Origin of the sequence: Pseudomonas sp. W15Feb9B (genome assembly GCF_000828175.1) — a bacterium.
Lineage (GTDB): Bacteria > Pseudomonadota > Gammaproteobacteria > Pseudomonadales > Pseudomonadaceae > Aquipseudomonas > Aquipseudomonas parakoreensis.
Genome location: NZ_JTKF01000005.1, coordinates 286,310 through 305,491, shown reverse-complemented (window position 1 = coordinate 305,491; position 19,182 = coordinate 286,310). Strand labels below are relative to the sequence as shown.

Annotated in this window: 13 protein-coding genes; 5 read left to right on the top strand and 8 right to left on the bottom strand. The window is 60.3% G+C overall.

Annotated elements, in window-relative coordinates; translation table 11 throughout:
* Window positions 1-5: 5 nt before the first annotated feature.
* Window positions 6-1,298, bottom strand: coding sequence for a glycosyltransferase (locus OC71_RS03620; protein WP_041064310.1), 1,293 nt, complete (start codon window positions 1,296-1,298; stop codon window positions 6-8).
* An 82-nt stretch (window positions 1,299-1,380) separates the two neighbouring features.
* A complete protein-coding gene (locus tag OC71_RS03615) occupies window positions 1,381-1,743 on the bottom strand; it encodes a response regulator (RefSeq protein WP_041064307.1) in 363 nt (120 codons plus the stop codon).
* 260 nt (window positions 1,744-2,003) lie between these two features.
* On the opposite strand from OC71_RS03615, the gene OC71_RS03610 reads away from it, so the two are divergent.
* The 5 genes from OC71_RS03610 to OC71_RS03590 are packed head-to-tail and all read left to right on the top strand — an operon-like array spanning window position 2,004 to window position 8,557.
* Window positions 2,004-5,504, top strand: coding sequence for a response regulator (locus OC71_RS03610; RefSeq protein WP_041064301.1), 3,501 nt, complete (start codon window positions 2,004-2,006; stop codon window positions 5,502-5,504).
* A complete protein-coding gene (locus OC71_RS03605) occupies window positions 5,504-6,337 on the top strand; it encodes a protein-glutamate O-methyltransferase CheR (RefSeq protein ID WP_041064296.1) in 834 nt (277 codons plus the stop codon). The genes OC71_RS03610 and OC71_RS03605 overlap by 1 nt, the downstream gene beginning before the upstream one ends.
* A complete protein-coding gene (locus tag OC71_RS03600) occupies window positions 6,334-6,927 on the top strand; it encodes a chemotaxis protein CheB (protein WP_041064293.1) in 594 nt (197 codons plus the stop codon). Before OC71_RS03605 ends, OC71_RS03600 begins: the two co-directional genes overlap by 4 nt.
* Window positions 6,921-8,135 carry a hybrid sensor histidine kinase/response regulator gene (locus OC71_RS03595; protein ID WP_041064291.1) on the top strand — a complete coding sequence of 405 codons (1,215 nt, stop codon included), beginning with the start codon at window positions 6,921-6,923 and terminating at the stop codon, window positions 8,133-8,135. The genes OC71_RS03600 and OC71_RS03595 overlap by 7 nt, the downstream gene beginning before the upstream one ends.
* Before the next feature lie 44 nt (window positions 8,136-8,179).
* Window positions 8,180-8,557, top strand: a complete 378-nt coding sequence (locus OC71_RS03590) for a response regulator (RefSeq protein WP_016774860.1) — start codon at window positions 8,180-8,182, stop codon at window positions 8,555-8,557.
* A gap of 114 nt (window positions 8,558-8,671) precedes the next feature.
* On the opposite strand, the gene OC71_RS03585 is transcribed toward OC71_RS03590, so the two are convergent.
* The 6 genes from OC71_RS03585 to mexE form a co-directional block, all read right to left on the bottom strand.
* Entirely contained in the window at window positions 8,672-10,342 is a 1,671-nt protein-coding gene (locus OC71_RS03585) for an ATP-binding protein (RefSeq protein WP_041064284.1), read from the bottom strand.
* Complete coding sequence (locus OC71_RS03580; RefSeq protein WP_041064281.1) at window positions 10,339-11,841, bottom strand: ATPase domain-containing protein; 1,503 nt, start codon at window positions 11,839-11,841, stop codon at window positions 10,339-10,341. Before OC71_RS03580 ends, OC71_RS03585 begins: the two co-directional genes overlap by 4 nt.
* Window positions 11,842-11,981: 140 nt before the next feature.
* The gene (locus OC71_RS03575) at window positions 11,982-13,037 is read right to left on the bottom strand and encodes a tetratricopeptide repeat protein (protein ID WP_041064278.1); all 1,056 of its coding nucleotides are present in this window, start codon (window positions 13,035-13,037) and stop codon (window positions 11,982-11,984) included.
* A gap of 257 nt (window positions 13,038-13,294) precedes the next feature.
* Window positions 13,295-14,716 (bottom strand): efflux transporter outer membrane subunit, encoded by a 1,422-nt coding sequence (locus OC71_RS03570; RefSeq protein WP_041064275.1) that lies wholly within the window; start codon window positions 14,714-14,716, stop codon window positions 13,295-13,297.
* Window positions 14,716-17,904, bottom strand: a complete 3,189-nt coding sequence (locus OC71_RS03565; protein WP_041064272.1) for an efflux RND transporter permease subunit — start codon at window positions 17,902-17,904, stop codon at window positions 14,716-14,718. The genes OC71_RS03570 and OC71_RS03565 overlap by 1 nt, the downstream gene beginning before the upstream one ends.
* 15 nt (window positions 17,905-17,919) lie before the next feature.
* Window positions 17,920-19,173: a multidrug efflux RND transporter periplasmic adaptor subunit MexE gene (gene mexE / locus OC71_RS03560; protein WP_041064269.1), complete on the bottom strand. Its 1,254-nt coding sequence runs from the start codon at window positions 19,171-19,173 to the stop codon at window positions 17,920-17,922.
* Between the last annotated feature and the right edge of the window lie 9 nt (window positions 19,174-19,182).

The window sequence follows — 19,182 nt, the reverse complement described above, 5'->3', positions numbered from 1 at the left end:
GCTTATCAACTTTTCTGATTTTTGGCTTCGATCCACTGCGCCATGTATTGGGTACTTTTGTGCAAGTGGTGACGCAGCATGCTGCCAGTAAAGTTGGCGCGCCTTAATGCCGACAAGTTGTCGCGGCAATAGTGCAAGCGAGCGATCAGCGCAGGGCCATGATCAGTCTGCCGATAACGCGCGTCCAACAATGCGACGCCGGCCTGTTGTGCGGCGGTCCAGCGGTGTTGGTCTTCGTGCAGGGCGACCGCGGCATCGGCCAGGGCCTGTGCCGACAGCGCTACTTCACCCGGCCATGACAGCGCACCGCCCATGCCTTCGGCACCGATGGGCGTGGTGACATTGGGCGTACCGCAGAGCATCGCATCGACGAGCTTGCCCTTGATCCCGGCGCCAAAGCGCAAAGGCGCCAGGCAAACCCGCGCTTGCGCCATCACTTGCAGTGCATCTTCTGCCCAGTTCATCACATGAAACCCCTGCGCCGCATTGTGCAGGGCTGTGGCCTTGGGCGGCGTATAGGCACCGTAGATATGCAGTTGGGCACTGGGCAATTGCTGGCGGATCAGCGGCCAGACGGCGGTCTTCATCCACAGCACGGCGTCCCAGTTGGGCGCGTGACGGAAGTTGCCAATACTCAGAAAGTGCGCGCGCTCTTCAAAGGGAATGAACGAACCGCGCGGCGGTTCGAGCATCAGCGGGCACCAGTGCAGCAGGTCGCCAGGGACTTGAAACTGTTCGACCAGCAACTGGATTTCCACTTCGGAAATCATCAGATTCAGATCGCAGCGGTACAACGCGGCGATTTCCCGTTTGGCCAGGTCCGTATCGGCCATCAACTCGAACTCCTCGCGCAGCGCCGGCGCGAACAGAGCGCTGAAGTCCTGATTGTCCGGGTCGTCTTTCAAATGCTCCTTGAGCCGTTGGTGGCGGGCGTGGCGCAGGCTCTGCAGGTCGGAAGTCTCCAGCACCCGCAAGGCATTCGGGCATTGCTTTTCGACGCGCCAGCCGAACTGCTCTTCCATCATGAATTGGTCGAACAGCACGATATCCGGGGCCAGTTTACGGATGAAAACATCGAAGCTGCTGTTGTTGAGTTCGATCGGCACCTCACGGATGCCCAGCGCGGTCAGGTCAGCCTTGTGCTCGCCCGGGCCGGCCGGGCTGCTGAAGGTGATGTCCCAGCCTTGCTGCAGGAATGTATCGAGGATCTGCATCACGTGCCCGCTGGCTGCCGAAGAGCGCGGTTCGGGCCAGACGTAACCGATGACCAGAACTTTCGTGGCGGGAGATGCAGTCATTGACAAGTGTTCCTTGCAGGCAGGCGGCTAAAAATGGCGCGCAATTAGACCACATCTGCAGCCGCTGCCGGATCAAGGCCAATCACTGGCCCAGGATGCCCTTGACCTTGTCACGCAATTGATCGATGGAGAACGGTTTGCCAATTACGTGCATGCCGGCAGGTACGTCGATGTTTTCGGCGTAACCGCTGGCGAACAGGACGGGCAGGGTGGCGCGGAGTTCACGTGCCTTGCCGGCCAGTTCACTGCCTGTCATGCCCGGCAGGCCGTAATCGGTCATCATCAAGTCGATACCCTTGCTCTGATCCCCGAGAATATTCAGCGCAGACTCACCGTCGTCCGCCTCCAGCACACTGAACTCCAGTTCCTCCAGCACATCGACGATGAGCATGCGTACGATGTCGTCGTCTTCTACTACAAGGATGGTGGGCGCTGGGGTGGACATATTGGGGCTCTCAAAAAAGGAAATCGGAATGGCGGCCGGTCGAAAATGCCGGGCTCTTGCATGAGTAAGTGGCGCATGGCCACAAGTTCCCGATTCAACGGAAAAAAGATTAGCTGCTCTTCGCGGCGCAAGGATAACGGTTGGTGCTCGGTAAGCGCAGGAAAATGTAGGAAATTGCTGCCAAAGCAGTCAGAAAAATGGATCCATACGACGGTTTTGGGGCAAACTCCCGGGTTTCGACAGTTCGACAAGGCCGCCCCATGCCCACTCCGTCTTCGATTGATGAAACACGGTTTCGCAAACTCCTGACGCGCAACATCGGATTGCCGCTGGGCGTTGGCGCACTCAGCGCCGTGTTCTTTGTATCCCTGATTACTTATCTGCTGTCGGTGATCCAGTGGGTGGAGCACACCGATCGCGTCATCAATAACGCCAACGAAGCGGTGAAACTCACGGTTGATCTGGAAACCGGCATGCGCGGCTTCCTGCTCAGTGGCGATGAGCATTTCCTCGACCCGTACGAGACCGCCAAGCCGCGGATCAACGTGGCCCTCAACACCTTGCTCGAACTGACCGCCGACAACCCGGTGCAGACCGATCGTCTGCGTCGTTTGCAGGCGCTGCAGACCGAGTGGGCCAACTACGCACAATCGATGATCGATCTGCAGCGCTCCAGCGGTGATTACCGGGGCGCGGTCAAGGCCGGGCGCGGCAAGCGCTTGACCGACGAGATCCGCAAGCAATTCGAAGACGTGATCGACATGGAGCAGCAGTTGCGCACCACGCGCAACGAAGAGGTGCGGCGCACCACAATCTGGAGCATCACCCTGTACCTGCTGTTTATCGCCGGGATCAGCGGTTTGCTGGCGTATGTCGGTCGCCGTGATCTGGTTCGTCTGTCTGACAGCTACAGCGCCACTCTCGCCGCGCAACAGGCCAGCGCCGAGCGGCTGGAACGCCAGGCATGGATGCGCAGCGGCCAGACCGAGCTGGCGGAGCAGGTGCTGGGACAACTGACGCTGAACCTGCTGGGGCGCAATATTCTGCAGTTCTGCGCGCAATACCTCGGCACGGCGGTGGCGGCGCTGTACGTGCGTGAAGAACACGGCGGCCTCAAGCGCGTGGCGTCCTACGGGTTCTCCCGCGAGCAGGAAGAAAAGGATCAGCAGATCTACAGCGGCGAAGGCATCGTCGGCCAGGTGGCCCAGCAGGGGCAACTGATTCGGCTGGATTCGGTTCCGGCCGACTACTTCAAGGTCAGCTCCGGCCTGGGCGCGGGCCTGCCGCGCAGTGTGCTGGTGGTGCCGACCAGTGATGACGACCGGGTCAACGGCGTGATCGAGCTGGGCTTCTTGCGTCCGCTCACCGACCGCGATATCGATTTGCTGGAACTGATTGCCGGCAACATCGGCACCTCGATCGAAGCGGCGCGTTATCGCCAGCGTCTGCAGGAAGTGCTGGCCGAAACCCAGCAGCTCAACGAAGAGTTGCAAGTGCAGCAGGAAGAGCTGAAAACCGCCAACGAAGAGCTGGAAGAACAGTCGCGGATTCTCAAGGAATCCCAGGCGCATCTGGAAACCCAGCAAGTCGAGCTCGAACAGACCAATGAGCAGTTGGCCGAACAGGCGCAAACCCTGGCCGAGCAGCGCGACGCCATGGACCAGAAGAACACCGAGCTCAATCAGGCTCAGGTGCAGCTTGAAGAGCGCGCCGAGGAGCTACAGCGCTCGAGCAAGTACAAGTCCGAATTCCTCGCCAACATGTCCCACGAACTGCGCACGCCGCTGAACAGTTCGCTGATCCTCGCCAAGCTGCTGGCCGAGAACCCGCAGGACAACCTGACGGCCGAGCAGGTCAAGTTCGCCGAGTCGATCTATTCCGCCGGCAACGATTTGCTGAACCTGATCAACGACATTCTCGACATTTCCAAGGTCGAGGCCGGCAAGCTGGAAGTGATCCCGGAAAATACCAGTGTCGCGCGGCTGGCCGACGGCCTGCGCAGCGTGTTCGAGCCGCTGGCGGCGGACAAGCAATTGACCTTCAGCGTCGAGTTGCAGCCGGATGCGCCGATCATGCTGTACACCGACCGCCAGCGCCTGGAGCAGGTGATCAAGAATCTGCTGTCCAACGCCGTGAAGTTCACCGAACACGGCGCGGTCAGCCTGACCATCGCCGGCCAGCCAGACGAGCGCATTGCCTTCATTGTGCGCGATTCGGGGATCGGTATCGCTGCGGATCAGCAGGAAAGCATCTTCGAAGCGTTCCGCCAGGCTGACGGCACCACCAACCGCAAGTACGGTGGCACTGGCCTTGGTCTGTCGATTTCGCGGGATCTGGCGGCCTTGCTCGGCGGCTCGATCAGCGTCAGCAGCGCGCCGGGGCAGGGCAGTGTGTTCACCCTGGTGTTGCCACAGCAATACAGCGAGCCGGGCGACACACCGACCGCGCCGTTGTCCTTTACGCCGCCGCCGGTATCGAGCCCGGCCCCGGTGGCGCCGCCGTCGATTGCGGTATCGCCCATGGCCCCGGTGCACATCCCGCGCTTTGCCGATGACCGTGGCAAGGCACCGTTCGCCACCCGCTGCATTCTGGTGGTCGAAGACGAGCCGAATTTCGCCCACATTCTTTACGATCTGGCCCACGAACTGGGTTACCAGTGCCTGGTGGCTCACGGTGCCGACGAAGGTTACGACCTGGCTCGCGAATTCGTACCGGATGCGATCCTGCTCGACATGCGTCTGCCGGACCATTCCGGGCTGACGGTGCTGCAACGCCTGAAAGAACATGCCGAAACCCGGCACATCCCGGTGCATGTGATCTCGGTCGAGGACCGCGTTGAAGCGGCGATGCACATGGGCGCGATCGGTTATGCGGTCAAGCCGACCACCCGTGAAGAGCTCAAGGACGTGTTCGCCCGTCTCGAAGCCAAGCTGACCCAGAAAGTCAAACGCGTGCTGCTGGTCGAAGATGACGATCTGCAGCGCGAAAGCATTGCCCGCCTGATCGGTGATGATGACATCGAGATCACGGCCGTCGGCCTGGCGCAGGATGCGCTGGAGAAACTGCGTACCACGATCTACGACTGCATGGTGATCGACCTGAAGTTGCCGGACATGCTCGGCAACGATCTGCTCAAGCGCATGTCCACCGAGGACATCTGCTCGTTCCCGCCAGTGATCGTCTACACCGGGCGCAATCTGACCCGCGATGAAGAAGCCGAGCTGCGCAAGTATTCGCGTTCGATCATCATCAAGGGCGCGCGCTCGCCGGAACGCCTGCTGGATGAGGTCACACTCTTTCTGCACAAAGTCGAATCGCAGTTGTCCCATGAACGGCAGAAGATGCTCAAGACCGCCCGCAGCCGCGACAAGGTCTTCGAAGGCCGCAAGGTGTTGCTGGTGGACGACGACGTACGCAACATCTTCGCCCTGACCAGTGCGCTGGAACACAAAGGTGCAGTCGTGGTGATCGGCCGTAATGGTCGCGAAGCGATTGATAAGTTGAATGAAGTCGAGGACATCGATCTGGTGTTGATGGACGTGATGATGCCGGAGATGGACGGCTTTGAAGCCACCATTGAAATCCGCAAGGATCCGCGCTGGCGCAAACTGCCGATCATCGCGGTGACGGCCAAGGCCATGAAAGACGATCAGGAGCGCTGCCTGCAGGCGGGCGCCAACGATTACCTGGCCAAGCCCATCGACCTGGATCGCCTGTTCTCGTTGATTCGCGTGTGGTTACCGAAGATGGAACGCATTTAGTGGACAGCAGTCACTCCGTGGAGCGCAACAGCGAAATCGAATTACGCTTGTTGATTGAGGCGATCTACCTCAAGTACAGCTACGATTTTCGTGATTACTCGGGCGCTTCGATCAAGCGCCGGGTGCAGCACGCCTTGAGCCAGTTCGAGTGCGCGACGATCTCGGCGTTGCAGGAGAAAGTGCTGCACGATCCGACCGCGTTCATGCAGCTGCTGCAGTTGCTGACGATTCCGGTCAGCGAGATGTTTCGCGATCCGTCGCACTTTCTGGCGATTCGCCAGGAAGTGGTGCCGCTGTTGCGTACCTACCCGTCGCTGAAGATCTGGATTGCCGGGTGCAGCACCGGTGAGGAGGTCTATTCGATGGCGATTCTGCTGCGCGAGGAAGGCCTGCTCGAGCGTACGATCATCTACGCCACCGACATCAACCCGCGCTCGCTGGACAAGGCCAAGCAGGGGATTTTCTCGATGGAGAACGTGCGCGCCTACACCGCCAATTATCAGCAGGCCGGCGGCCAGCGCTCCTTCGCCGATTACTACACCGCCGCCTACGGCTACGCGATTTTCGACAAGAGCCTGTGCGAGAACGTGACCTTTGCCGATCACAGCCTGGCGACCGACAGTGTGTTCTCCGAAACTCAATTGATTTCCTGCCGCAACGTACTGATTTACTTCAACAAGAAACTTCAGGACCGTGCCTTCGGTCTGTTTCATGAATCGCTGTGCCACCGTGGCTTTCTGGTGCTGGGCAGCAAGGAAACGCTGGATTTTTCCGGCTACTCGAATCAGTTCGAGCCGCTGGTCAAACAAGAACGGATCTACCGCAAATTATGAACGACGCCTTGGATTTGCCTCGTGTCGAGGCCATCGTGGTCGGCGCTTCGGCTGGTGGGGTCGAGGCCCTGCTGACCCTGCTCGTGCCGCTGCGCCAAGGCTATGTGCTGCCAATCATCGTCGTGTTGCACCTGCCGGAAGAGCGCCGCAGCCAGTTGGCCGAAGTATTCGCCCGACGGCTGATGCTGCCGGTGGAAGAGGCGACCGACAAACAGGACATCGCTCCCGGTACGGTTTACTTCGCGACACCCGGTTACCACCTGTCGGTTGAGCAGGATCGCAGTCTGTCGCTGAGTCTTGAAGACCGCGTGCACCATTCCCGGCCAGCCATTGATTACCTGTTTGAATCCGCCGCTGATGCTTACGGCGCAACCTTGGCTGCCGTGTTGCTGACCGGTGCCAATCACGATGGTGCTCGCGGTCTGGCGCAAGTCAAACGGCGCGGTGGACTGACCATTGTTCAAGACCCGCAGGACGCGCAGGTCGCCACCATGCCTCTGGCTGCGCTGAAGATTCAGCAGCCTGACCATGTCCTACCCATTCACGGCATCGGCCGTCTGCTTGTCGAGCTGGAACGAATCGCATGCTGAGTAATATCCAGGCCAAATTGCTGATCGTCGACGATCTGCCGGAGAACCTGCTGGCCCTCGAAGCGCTGATCAAGCGCGAGGACCGCACGGTGTACAAGGCGCTGTCGGCGGACGAAGCACTTTCGCTGCTGCTGCAACACGAGTTCGCCATGGCCATCCTCGATGTACAGATGCCGGGCATGAACGGCTTTGAACTCGCCGAGTTGATGCGCGGCACCGAGAAAACCAAAAATATCCCGATCATTTTCGTCAGCGCCGCCGGCCGTGAACTCAATTACGCGTTCAAGGGCTACGAGAGCGGGGCGGTGGACTTCCTGCACAAGCCGCTGGACATTCACGCGGTGAAGAGCAAGGTCAACGTGTTCGTCGACCTGTACCGCCAGAGCAAGGCCATGAAGCAACAGGTCGAAGCCCTGGAGCAGGCGCGCCGCGAGCAGGAAGCGCTGCTGCAACAACTGCAGAGCACCCAGTTGGAACTGGAGCAGGCGGTGCGTATGCGCGATGACTTCATGTCAATCGTCGCTCACGAGGTACGCACGCCGCTCAATGGCCTGATACTCGAAACCCAATTGCGCAAGATGCACCTGGCCCGGGACAACGCCGCCGCGTTCACCCTCGACAAGATGCACGCGATGGTCGATCGCGACGAGCGCCAGATCAAAAGCCTGATCCGCCTGATCGAAGACATGCTCGACGTCTCGCGGATTCGTACCGGCAAGTTGTCGATCCGTCCGGAGCGTTTCGATCTGGTGCAACTGGTGAGCAACCTGCTGCAGAATTTTGCCCAGCAGATAGAGGCCGCCGAGACCGAAGTGTCGTTCACTGCGTCCGGGCCGGTGGAAGGTTATTGGGACGAGTTCCGCATTGAGCAGGTGGTGTCCAACCTGCTGACCAATGCTCTGCGCTACGGTGGTCGCAGCCCGATCCAGGTGCGGGTGTACCGTGAAGGTGATGAGGCGCGGGTCGAGGTTCAAGACCGGGGCATCGGCATCAGTGAAGAGAATCAGAAGCGTATTTTTCAACAGTTCGAACGGGTTTCCGCCAAGACGGTAGTGGCTGGTCTCGGGCTGGGTCTGTTCATTTCCGAGCAGATCGTCGCCGCCCATGGCGGTTCCATCGTCGTCGAGAGTCAAATCAACGAGGGCGCCCTGTTTCGCGTTTGTCTGCCAATCCAGGAAAACGGCATATCCGACGCAACCTCTGAGTGACCGCACGGTCGTATCAGCAGCTATTGACCGAACAAAGGCTTCCCATGAGCGTAGATGCACAAGATGTAGTACTCGTCGTCGAGGACGAACCGGTTATCTTGATGGTGCTGACAGACTATCTGTCGGGGCAGGGTTACCGCGTGTTGCAGGCCGAAAACGGCGAGCAGGCGTTCGAGATTCTCGCGAGCAAACCGCATCTGGACATGCTGATCACTGACTTCCGCCTGCCGGGCGGGATCTCCGGCGTGCAAATCGCCGAGCCGGCAGTCAAGCTGCGTCCGGACCTGAAAGTAATCTTCATCAGCGGCTACCCGCAGGAAATCCGCGAGACCGGCAGCCCGATCACCAGCAAGGCGCCGATCCTGGAAAAACCGTTCGATCTGGACGTGTTGCAGGAAAAGATTCAGGAACTGCTGGCCTGATCAAAAAATACTGAAATGCCCCTGTAGGAGCTGCCGCAGGCTGCGATCTATTGATTTTAAAAAACAAGATCAAAAGATCGCAGCCTGCGGCAGCTCCTACAGGTGTTTTTGGGATCAGTTCTTGATCATCTCGCGGACCTTGGCGGTCAGCAGATCAAAGGTGAACGGCTTGGTGATCATCTGCATGCCCGGGTCGAGGAACCCGCCGCGCACAGCGGCGTGCTCGGCATAACCGGTAATGAACAGCACCTTCAGCCCCGGCCGGTACTGCCGACCGATTTCCGCCAGTTGCCGGCCGTTCATGCCCGGCAGGCCGACGTCACTGATCAACAGATCAATGCGCTGCGTCGAGTTGAGGATCGGTACCGCGCCGTCGGCATCGCCGGCTTCGACAAACGCATAACCCAACTCACTGAGCACTGCGCTGACCAGCACGCGCACGGCAGGGTCGTCTTCGACGATCAACACCGTCTCGCCGTCCAGCGCCTCCGGAGCCTGTTGAATAGCGGACACCGGATGCTCCAGTTCCTCGCCGCGGAAGCGCGGCAGGTACAGTTTGACCGTGGTGCCCTGATCGATTTCGCTGTCGATTGAGACGTGACCACGGGACTGTTTGCTGAAGCCATAGATCATCGACAAGCCTAAACCGGTGCCCTGGCCGATGGGCTTGGTGGTGAAGAATGGATCGAACGCGCGGTTGATCACGCTCTGTGGCATGCCGCTGCCGTTGTCGGTGACGCTGAGCATGACGTACTCGCCAGGTTCGAGGTTGGTGTAGGCCTCGGTGAATTCCTGTTTAAGGATCTGATTGCTGGTTTCGACCACCAGTTTGCCACCCTCGGGCATCGCATCCCGGGCGTTGAGCACCAGGTTGAGCAGGGCGCTTTCCAGTTGATTGGGGTCGGCTTCAGCGACCCACAAATCGTCGTTCAGGCGCATGTCGAGCTGAATGCTTTCGTTGAGGCTGCGTTGCAGCAACTCGCCCATCGACAGCACCAGGGTATTCATCTGCACGGCTTTGGAGTCCAGCGATTGCCGGCGGGAAAATGCCAGCAAACGGTGGGTCAGGCCGGCGGCGCGGTTGGCTGAGGTGACACCCAGATCGATCAGGCTGTCGAGGTCATCAAGGCGCCCGCGAGCCAGTCGTCGGCGCAGTAATTCAAGGCTGCCGATGATCCCGGTGAGCATGTTGTTGAAGTCGTGAGCAATACCGCCGGTAAGCTGACCGACCGCTTCCATTTTCTGCGACTGACGCAAGGCTTCCTCGTTGTGGCGAAGCTGCGCGGTGCGTTCCTCGACTTGCTGCTCGAGGGTTTCAAGGGTTGATTGCAGGCGCCGTTCACTTTCACTCAGATCGATCAGGCGATCACGGGCTTCGTACTGTCGTCGTCGCCCGCGCAGGGCGGTGGACACCAGACTGACCAGGGTCGCCGGATGAAACGGACGCTCGAGAAAGGTCACGTTGCCCAATAATTCACTCAGGCGTGAGGAGGGGCCTTGTTCGGGGCCGCCGTGGTGCGTCAGCAAGACGATCGGCAGATCCGACCAGGCCGGTTGCTGCTCCAGAAAATGCAGAAGCGTTTCCAGTTCCGGGCCGCGCAACGCTTCGGTAGCAATCAACAAGAGCCCGGCGCCAGGTTCCAGTTCTGTGCACAATGCGCCCAGATCCGGGGTGATGACCCCACCGTAACCCGCCTCATTGAGGATCATCAGCGCCACTTGGCTGTCGCGGCCCATGGGCGCGAGAATCAGCGCCCGTTCCGGCAGTGAAACGGAGGCTGTCACAAGGCTTCTTCCCGCAACAGCGGATTGCTGGCGCCAAGGTAAGTCGGTACGCCCCGCAACACACCCTGGAATGCTTCCAGCGGTTCGCCAATGGTCATGCCCTGGCTTGAAATGCGGTATTCACGGATGGTCGACTCGTGGTTGCCGGTGCGTTTCTTGATGATGGAAATGGCTCGGCGGACTTTGCCGATGGCTTCGAAGTAGCGCAGCAGGATCACCGTGTCGGCCAGGTAAGTGATATCGACCGGCGCCTGCATGTCGCCGACCAGACCGTGCTGGGCAACCGTCATGAATGTCGCCGCACCTTTGCGGTTCAGATACAGCAGCAACTCGTGCATGTGCAGCACCAGCGCGTTTTCTTCGGGCATCGCGGCCTGATAGCCGTTGATACTGTCGATCACGACGGTCTTGATGTTGCCCTCATCGACGCAGCGACGCACCCGGTGCGAGAACTCGCCGGGGGACAGTTCGGCGGCGTCCACCTGATCGATCAGCAGGTTGCCGGTCGCTTGCAGGGCCTTGAGGTCGATGCCGATATTTTTCATCCGCTCGAAGAGCAAACCCAGCTCTTCATCAAAGATGAACAGCGCCGCTTTTTCGCCGCGTGCTACGGCAGCGGCGGCGAAGATCATTGAAATCAGCGATTTGCCGGTACCGGCCGGGCCCAGGATCAATGTGCTGGAACCGGTCTCGATGCCACCACCGAGCAGGGCGTCCATTTCCTTGATGCCGCTGGTCAATTGCAGGCGAGGATAGTCGCCACGGTGTTCGGCAGCGACCAGGCGCGGAAATACATGGACCCCATCGCCCATGATGGTGAAGTCATGGTAACCGCCACGGTACTTCTGCCCGCGGTACTTGATGATGCGTACGCGGCGGCGCTCGGCACCGTAATTGGGGGTCAGCTCTTCGAGGCGGATGACGCCGTGGGCGACGCTGTGCACGGTCTTGTCGAGGGACTCGGTGGTCAGGTCGTCAAGCAGCAGGACCGTGGCGTCGTAACGCACGAAGTAATGTTTGATCGCCAGAATCTGCCGACGGTAACGCAGCGAGCTTTGCGCCAGCAGGCGGATCTCCGACAGGCTGTCGAGCACCACGCGGGTCGGTTTGAAGCGCTCGACCACTTCGAAAATCTGCTTGGTGGCTTCACCGAGCTCAAGGTCTGAGGAATACAGCAGGCTTTGCTGATGTTCGGCGTTGAGCAGACTTTCCGGCGGTGTCAGCTCGAAAATCTCTATGTTCTCGTTCAGTTCCCAGCCGTGAGAGGCTGCGCCCTGGCGCAGTTCACGCTCGGTTTCCGACAGTGTGATGTACAGACAGCGTTCGCCGGCACGGGCGCCCGCCAACAGGAAATGCAACGCGACGGTGGTTTTGCCTGTACCGGGTTCACCCTCGAGCAAAAACACATGCCCTCGGGACAGACCACCGGCGAGGATGTCATCCAGGCCAATGATGCCGGTGGCGGCTTTTGCACTGATCAACTCGTTGGACGTAGACAAAGAATGCCCTCTCATGACTAGGGGAATCGAGGCAGCAGGCTTTACCAGCCGTTGTGCTCTACCTGATTACTTGACCGCTGCCAGTCATGACGGTTCCGATGTTTCGATATCAAAATGTCATTGAATCAGCGGGTAAAGGCTCAGAGTCCCTGCTGTAACGCCGGGTCATCAGGGTTCATCTGCTCCAGTTGCGCGAGCAGAATCTGCACGTTCTGCAACTGGCCGCTTTCCTTCCAGTAATTGATCAGCAGCACTCGCGCCTTGCGGTCGGCTGGGTGACGCTGCACGACTTCCTGCAGTTGTTTTTGCGCCGCTTCCAGTTCTTCGGCGGCATGCAGGGTGGTGGCGAGGTCGTAGCGGTAATCCTTGTTGTCCGGTTCCAGTTCGACGGCTTTGGACAAGCCGAGCAGGGCGAATTCGCGCTGGCCGTGGTGCAACAGCCACAGGCCCAAGGCGTGTTGCAGATAGGCGGAATCCGGCTGGGTCTGCAGTTGTTTGGCGAGCAACTGGCGCGCGGCGTCGCTCTGGCCCTGGCGGTCGAGCACATCGATTTGCATCACCAGCGCCGGCAGGTTGCCCGGTTCCAGCCGCAGGGTGTTGTCCAGCGCTTGTTGGGCCTGTTTGAGTTCGGCGTTGTGCAGATACAGGCGTGCCAGTTGCGCATAGGTGGCGGCGCTTTCCGGCTGTCCCTTGAGCGCTTGTTCCCAGCCATCGATCGCCTGCTGCAGCGGGGCGAAATACAGCCCCAGTTCATCCGGCGTCAGACCGAGGAGGGCGTTGATCGCGGCGAACCGTACGTTTTGGTCGTCATCGTCGAGCATCGGCCCGAGCAGCAGGCTGCGTTGCCCGCCAGGCACCAGCCCGACCACACTTTGAATCGCTGCCAGCCGGACTTCGGGGGCTTCGTTCTGCAGATGGGCGTCGGCCAGCTTCAGCGCTTGTGGGCTTGGATAGTTGGGCAGTTCGGCCAGCAGCCAGACGCTGCGCTTGGCCGACAAGTCCGGGCGCCCCAATTGCTGGTACAACTGCCGTGCCGCCCCGGGCTGCCCGGAGCGGGCCGCCGTCAGGGCTTCGCTGTAGCCGCGCTTGATCGCCTCGGGCACTACCGGGGCGGTGGAGCGCAGAGATAACCAGGCAACGACGATGATCAGCACGAGGCCAAGGCTGATGAGCAGGTAGCGGCGGGACTGAGGCATGCGATTTCCGTGAACGGGTGTTCTTTAGCAGAGGGGCAAGCTTCGGTCAGAGAAGGCCATGAGTCAAACCCATGCTGCGAATTGGCCTGTAGGAGCTGCCGCAGGCTGCGATCTTTTGACTTTGATGTTCAAGATCAAAAGATCGCAGCCTGCGTCAGCTCCTATAGGGGCGGGCACAAAAAAGCCCCGCGACCGAATGATACGCGGGGCAAAAAATTGGTTGGTTGCGGCCAACCAAAGGAGCGCTTTGAAAACTTTTACTTGCTGGCGACGGTTTCTGGCTGCCAGCCACCACCCAAGGCTTTGTAAATCGCGACGATGCCGCGATACAGATCAACCTCGGCCTGGGCCTGACTGTCTTCGGCGTTCAGCCGTTCACGCTGGGCGTCGAGCAGCACGAGGAAGTCGGTGGTGCCTTCGCGGTAGCGGATTTCAGCCAGGTCGGCAGCCTTGCGGCTCGATTCACTCTGACGAATCAGCGAGATCAGCCGTTGCTGACGCTTGCCGTAATCGCTGAAGGCGTTTTCCGATTCCTCCAGCGCCAGCAACACTTGTTGCTCGTAGGTCGCCAGTGCGCCTTCGGCATCGGCATCGGCACCCCGCAAGCGGGCGCGCACGCTACCCAGATCGAACGCCGCCCAGGTAATGCTCGGGCCGAGTGCCCAGGCGTTGGCCGCCGAGGAGCCGATCTGCGAACCACGCCCGGCCGTCCAGCCCAAGAACCCGCTGAGGCTGACCCGTGGAAACAGGTCGGCTTTCGCTACGCCGATCCGCGCGGTGGCCGAGGCCAGTTTGCGTTCGGCGCTGAGGATGTCCGGGCGGCGTTGCAGCAGCTCACCCGGATCACCGATTGGCAAAGCCTTGGCAATTGCCGGCAAGTCTTTCGGGCTCAAGTCCACGGTCATTTTGTCCGGACGCTCACCCAAAAGGGTGGCGATGCGGTTTTTCTGCCGTACCTGTTCCGCCTGCAGTTGCGGCACGCTGGCTTCGACCGAGGCCAGACGCGCATCGGCACGTTCGACGTCGAGCTGATCACCGACGCCGGCGTCACGCAGGCTGATGGTGATCTTGCGCGACTCCTGCTGGTTTTCCAGGTTGGCCACGGCGATTTTCTCGCGCAGTTGCGCACCGCGCAGTTGACCGTAGGCGTCGACCAGTTCGGCAATCATCGTGACTTGCAGTTGATACAGATCGGCTTCGGCCGCCTGCTGGTCGGCGTCGCTGGCTTCCAGATTGCGCTGGATCCGGCCGAACAGATCAAGCTCCCAAGCCATGTCCAGGCCCAGATCGTAGCGCTCGCTGTTGACCCGTTTGGTGGTCTGGCCGGGAATTTGTCCCTTGGCCAGATCACTGCTGGCGCGGCTGGTGATGGTCGGCATCGCATCGTTGCTGACGTCGTCGCGGATCGCCCGGGCGGCTTTCCAGCGGGCGAACGCCACGCGCAGTTGACGGTTGCCTTGCAGCGATTGAGTCACCAACTGGTTGAGGGTCGGATCGTCGAATTGCTGCCACCAGATGCCTTCGAATTTCGAACGGTCAAAGTTCTTTTGCCCGGCGGCGCCATCGGTGGCGGCCGTGATATTGGCCGCCTCCGTGGCTGGGGTCTTGTAGTCGGGGCCGACGGCGCAGGCGCTCAGCGCCAGCACCAGAAGACTCGGCAGGAAGACTTTCAGACTCATTATTGCGCCTCCAGTGGCTTTTGAAGAGCGTGCGCTCTGGCCGCTTTGCGGGCTTCCCCGCGTTCGACAAAGTTACGGATCAACACGTAGAACACGGGTGTCAGCAACAGACCGAAGAAGGTCACCCCGAGCATCCCGGAGAACACGGCCACACCCATGGCGTGACGCATCTCGGCACCGGCACCGCTGGAGAACACCAGTGGCACTACACCCATGATGAACGCGAACGAAGTCATCAGGATCGGCCGCAGACGCAGACGGCAGGCTTCCAGTACCGCAGCCAGCGGGTCGAGGCCTTCCAGCTGTTTGTCCTTGGCGAATTCGACGATCAGAATCGCGTTTTTACAAGCCAGGCCCACCAGTACGATCAAACCGATCTGGGTAAAGATGTTGTTGTCGCCGCCGGAGACAATCACCCCGGTGATGGCCGACAGCAGGGTCATCGGTACGATCAGGATCACCGCCAGTGGCAGGCTCCAGCTTTCGTATTGAGCCGCGAGTACCAGGAACGCCAGCAATACGCAGAGCGGGAACACGAACAGTGCGGTGTTGCCGGACAGAATCTGCTGGTAGGTCAGGTCGGTCCACTCGTAGGTCATGCCGTTCGGCAATTCATCCTTGAGCAGTTTCTCGATGGCTTTTTCGGCCTGGCCGGAGCTGTAGCCAGGGGCTGCCGCACCGTTGATTTCCGCGGTGATAAAGCCGTTGTAGTGCATCACGCGATCCGGGCCCGAGGTGTCGCTGACCTTGATGAAGGTCGCCAGCGGGATCATTTCGCCCTTGTTGTTACGCACTTTCAGCTGACCGATCTGATCGGATTCGAGGCGGAACTGCTGTTCAGCCTGAACGTTGACCTGATAGGTGCGCCCGAAGCGGTTGAAGTCGTTGGCATACAGCGAACCCAGGTAGATCTGCAGGGTGTCGAAGATGTCGCTGACGGCCACGCCGTGAGTCTTGGCCTTTTCGCGGTCGATGGCGGCATCGACTTGCGGCACGTTCACGGTGTAGCTGGTGAACAGTCCGGCCAGTTCCGGCACGTTGTGGCTCTTGGCGATGATGTTCATGGTTTCCTTGTACAGCTCGTCGTAGCCCAGGTTGCCCCGGTCTTCGATTTGCAGGCGGAAACCACCAATGGTGCCCAGACCTTGTACCGGCGGTGGCGGGAAAATCGCCATGTACGCTTCCTGAATGTTCGCGTACTGACCGTTCAAGGCCCCGGCGATGGCACCGGCGGACATGCTCGGGTCTTTACGTTCGTCGAACGGTTTCAGGGTCACGAACACGATGCCGGCGTTCGGGCTGTTGGTGAAACCGTTGATCGACAGGCCCGGGAACGCTACGGCGCTTTCCACGCCCGGTTGTTTCAACGCCAGGTCGGACATGCGCTTGATCACGTCTTCGGTGCGATCCAGGCTCGCGGCGTCCGGCAGTTGCGCGAAGGCCACCAGGTATTGCTTGTCCTGGCCGGGTACGAAACCGGTTGGTGTGCTGGAGAAACCGAAGAACGTCAGCACCATCAGGCCTGCATACAGCAGCAGAGCGATGCCGCTGCTGCGGATCACGCGGCGCACCGTGCCGACATAGCCATGGCTGGCCTTGTCAAAGAAACGGTTGAACGGGCGGAACAGCCAGCCACCGAAGATCTTGTCGAGAATCCTGGAGAAGCGGTCTTTCGGCGCGTCATGCCCTTTGAGCAACACGGCGGCCAGCGCTGGCGACAGCGTCAGCGAGTTGAACGCCGAGATCACGGTCGAGATTGCAATGGTCAGCGCGAACTGCTTGTAGAACTGACCGGTGAGGCCGGAGATGAATGCCGCCGGAACGAACACTGCACACAGCACCAGTGCGGTCGCAATGATCGGGCCGGTCACTTCACCCATGGCCTTTTTGGTCGCATCGAACGGGTTGAGCCCCAGTTCAATGTTGCGCTCGACGTTCTCCACCACCACGATGGCGTCGTCCACCACGATACCGATCGCCAGCACCAGGCCGAACAGCGACAGGGCGTTGAGCGAGAAGCCGAACAGGTGCATGACCGCAAACGTACCGATCAACGACACCGGCACCGCCACCAACGGAATGATCGAGGCGCGCCAAGTCTGCAGGAACAGGATCACTACCAGCACCACGAGGATCAGCGCTTCGAAGAGGGTGTGAACCACCGCCTCGATCGAGCCGCGCACGAAGATCGTCGGGTCATAGACGATGCTGTAGTCCATGCCTTGCGGGAAGCCTTTCTTCAGCTCTTCCATCTTGCCGCGAACTTCGTTCGAGATATCGATGGCGTTGGAGCCTGGACGCTGGAAGATCGGGATCGCTACCGCTGGCTGGTTGTTCAGCAACGAACGCAGGGCGTACTGGCTGGAACCCAGCTCGACACGCGCGATGTCCTTGAGACGAGTGATCTCACCGTTGTCGCCGGAGCGAATGATGATGTTCTCGAACTCTTCCTCGGACACCAGACGGCCTTGGGTGTTGACCGACAACTGGAAGCTCTGGGCATTCGGAGCAGGGGGCGCACCGAGCTGACCGGCAGCAACCTGACGGTTCTGCTCACGAATCGCCGTCACCACGTCGGTGGCAGTCAGGTTGCGCGAAGCGGTCTTGTTCGGATCGAGCCAGACCCGCAGCGAGTAGTCGCCCATGCCGAACAGCTGCACGTCACCGACACCGCCCAGACGCGCGAGCTCATCCTTGATGTTGAGGATCGCGTAGTTGGACAGGTAGAGCATGTCGTAGCGTTTGTCCGGCGAGGTCAAGTGCACAACCATGGTCAGGTCGGGCGAGGCCTTGTCGACGGTGATACCGATGCGCGTCACTTCCTCGGGAAGTTTCGGCTCGGTACGGGTCACCCGGTTCTGCACCTGTACCTGCGCGTTATCCAGGTCGGTGCCCAGCGCGAAGGTGATGGTCAGGGTGATCTTGCCGTCAGCGGTGGACTGCGAGGACATGTACAGCATGTTCTCGACGCCGGTGATGGCCTGCTCCAGCGGAGCGGCCACGGTTTCACCGATGACTTTGGGGTTGGCACCCGGGAAGTTGGCGCGTACCACCACGGTCGGTGGCACCACTTCCGGGTATTCGCTGATCGGCAACTGGAACAGCGAGATCGCACCGGCGATCAGGATCAGCAGCGAGAGCACCGCTGCGAAGATCGGCCGTGAAATGAAGAATTGGGAAAAATTCATCGGAGTTGTCGTCCCTTAACCGCGTGGGGTCGTAGCGGCCAGCTTCACAGCCGTACCCTGTGCACCTTTGGCAGGTGCGACTTTGGGCAGGTTGCTGGCTTCCAGCGCTTGACGTTGTTGAGCCAGAGCGGCAATGGTCTGCTCGCTGGCCATCGGGATCACTTCAGGCGTCACCGGAGAACCCGGACGAACCCGCTGCAGACCCTTGACGATGATCGTGTCATCCTTGTTCAGACCGGTGCGCACGATGCGCAGGCCTTCGATCTTCGGCCCCAGTTCAACGGCGCGATAAGCGGTTTTGTTGTCCGCATCCATCACCAGCACGAACTTCTTGCCGAGGTCGGTACCGACCGCTTCGTCGTTGATCAGCATGGCGTTGTAGGTGCCGCTGCCGACCAGTTTCAGCCGTGCGTACAGGCCCGGGGTGTAGGTGCCGTCGCTGTTGTCGAACACTGCGCGACCACGGATGGTGCCGGTTTTCGGATTGACCTGGTTGTCGACGAAGTTCATCTGACCGAGGTGCGGGTTGCCGTCTTCGTTGGACAGGCCCATGTACACCGGCGTGGTGGCGCCACGTTGGCCGTTGCGGGCGAGTTGGGTGTATTTGAGGAACACACGCTCGTCGGCGTCGAAGTAGGCGTAAACCTTGTCGGTGGAGACTACGCTGGTCAGCGCGGTGGTGTCGGCGGTCACCAGGTTGCCGGCGGTGATTTCGGCGCGACTGACGCGGCCGCTGATTGGCGCGGTGACGCGGGTGAAACTCAGGTTCAGTTTGGCCAGATCCAGTTGCGCTTGCAGGGCGCCAACGGCGGCGCGGGCCTCTTGTGCAGCGCTGGTGCGCGAGTCGGCCAGTTCAGCGGAGATCGCGTTGCTGGCGCGCAGACGTTCGCCGCGACCGGCTTCGTTTTCACTGCGGGTGGCATTGGCGCGCGCCTGGGCTACCAGAGCTTCGAGACGGCGAACTTCTGCCTGGAAAGGGCGCGGATCGATCTGGAACAGCAGGTCGCCTTTCTTGACCAGCGCGCCTTCGGTGAACGCCACCTCGTCGATCTGGCCGGAGACCCGTGGACGGATTTCAACGGTTTCCGGCGCTTCGAGGCGCCCGGTGAATTCGTCCCACTCGTTGACCGGTTGTTCCAGCACCTTGGCCACGCTGACTTTGGCAGCGGGCATAGTGGCGGCAGTCTCCGGAGTCTTGCCGCAAGCGCTCATCACCAGCACGGCCAACATGGCCAAGGGGAAGCGCAAATGTTTGAGTGACTGTTCCATGGAATCATC

Bases quoted from the DNA above. Each gene is read 5' to 3' on its own strand.
- OC71_RS03570 (WP_041064275.1), bottom strand. From the start codon at position 14,716: ATGAGTCTGAAAGTCTTCCTGCCGAGTCTTCTGGTGCTGGCGCTGAGC.
- OC71_RS03620 (WP_041064310.1), bottom strand. From the start codon at position 1,298: ATGACTGCATCTCCCGCCACGAAAGTTCTGGTCATCGGTTACGTCTGG.
- OC71_RS03610 (WP_041064301.1), top strand. From the start codon at position 2,004: ATGCCCACTCCGTCTTCGATTGATGAAACACGGTTTCGCAAACTCCTG.
- OC71_RS03565 (WP_041064272.1), bottom strand. From the start codon at position 17,904: ATGAATTTTTCCCAATTCTTCATTTCACGGCCGATCTTCGCAGCGGTG.
- OC71_RS03590 (WP_016774860.1), top strand. From the start codon at position 8,180: ATGAGCGTAGATGCACAAGATGTAGTACTCGTCGTCGAGGACGAACCG.
- OC71_RS03575 (WP_041064278.1), bottom strand. From the start codon at position 13,037: ATGCCTCAGTCCCGCCGCTACCTGCTCATCAGCCTTGGCCTCGTGCTG.
- mexE (WP_041064269.1), bottom strand. From the start codon at position 19,173: ATGGAACAGTCACTCAAACATTTGCGCTTCCCCTTGGCCATGTTGGCC.
- OC71_RS03615 (WP_041064307.1), bottom strand. From the start codon at position 1,743: ATGTCCACCCCAGCGCCCACCATCCTTGTAGTAGAAGACGACGACATC.
- OC71_RS03600 (WP_041064293.1), top strand. From the start codon at position 6,334: ATGAACGACGCCTTGGATTTGCCTCGTGTCGAGGCCATCGTGGTCGGC.
- OC71_RS03595 (WP_041064291.1), top strand. From the start codon at position 6,921: ATGCTGAGTAATATCCAGGCCAAATTGCTGATCGTCGACGATCTGCCG.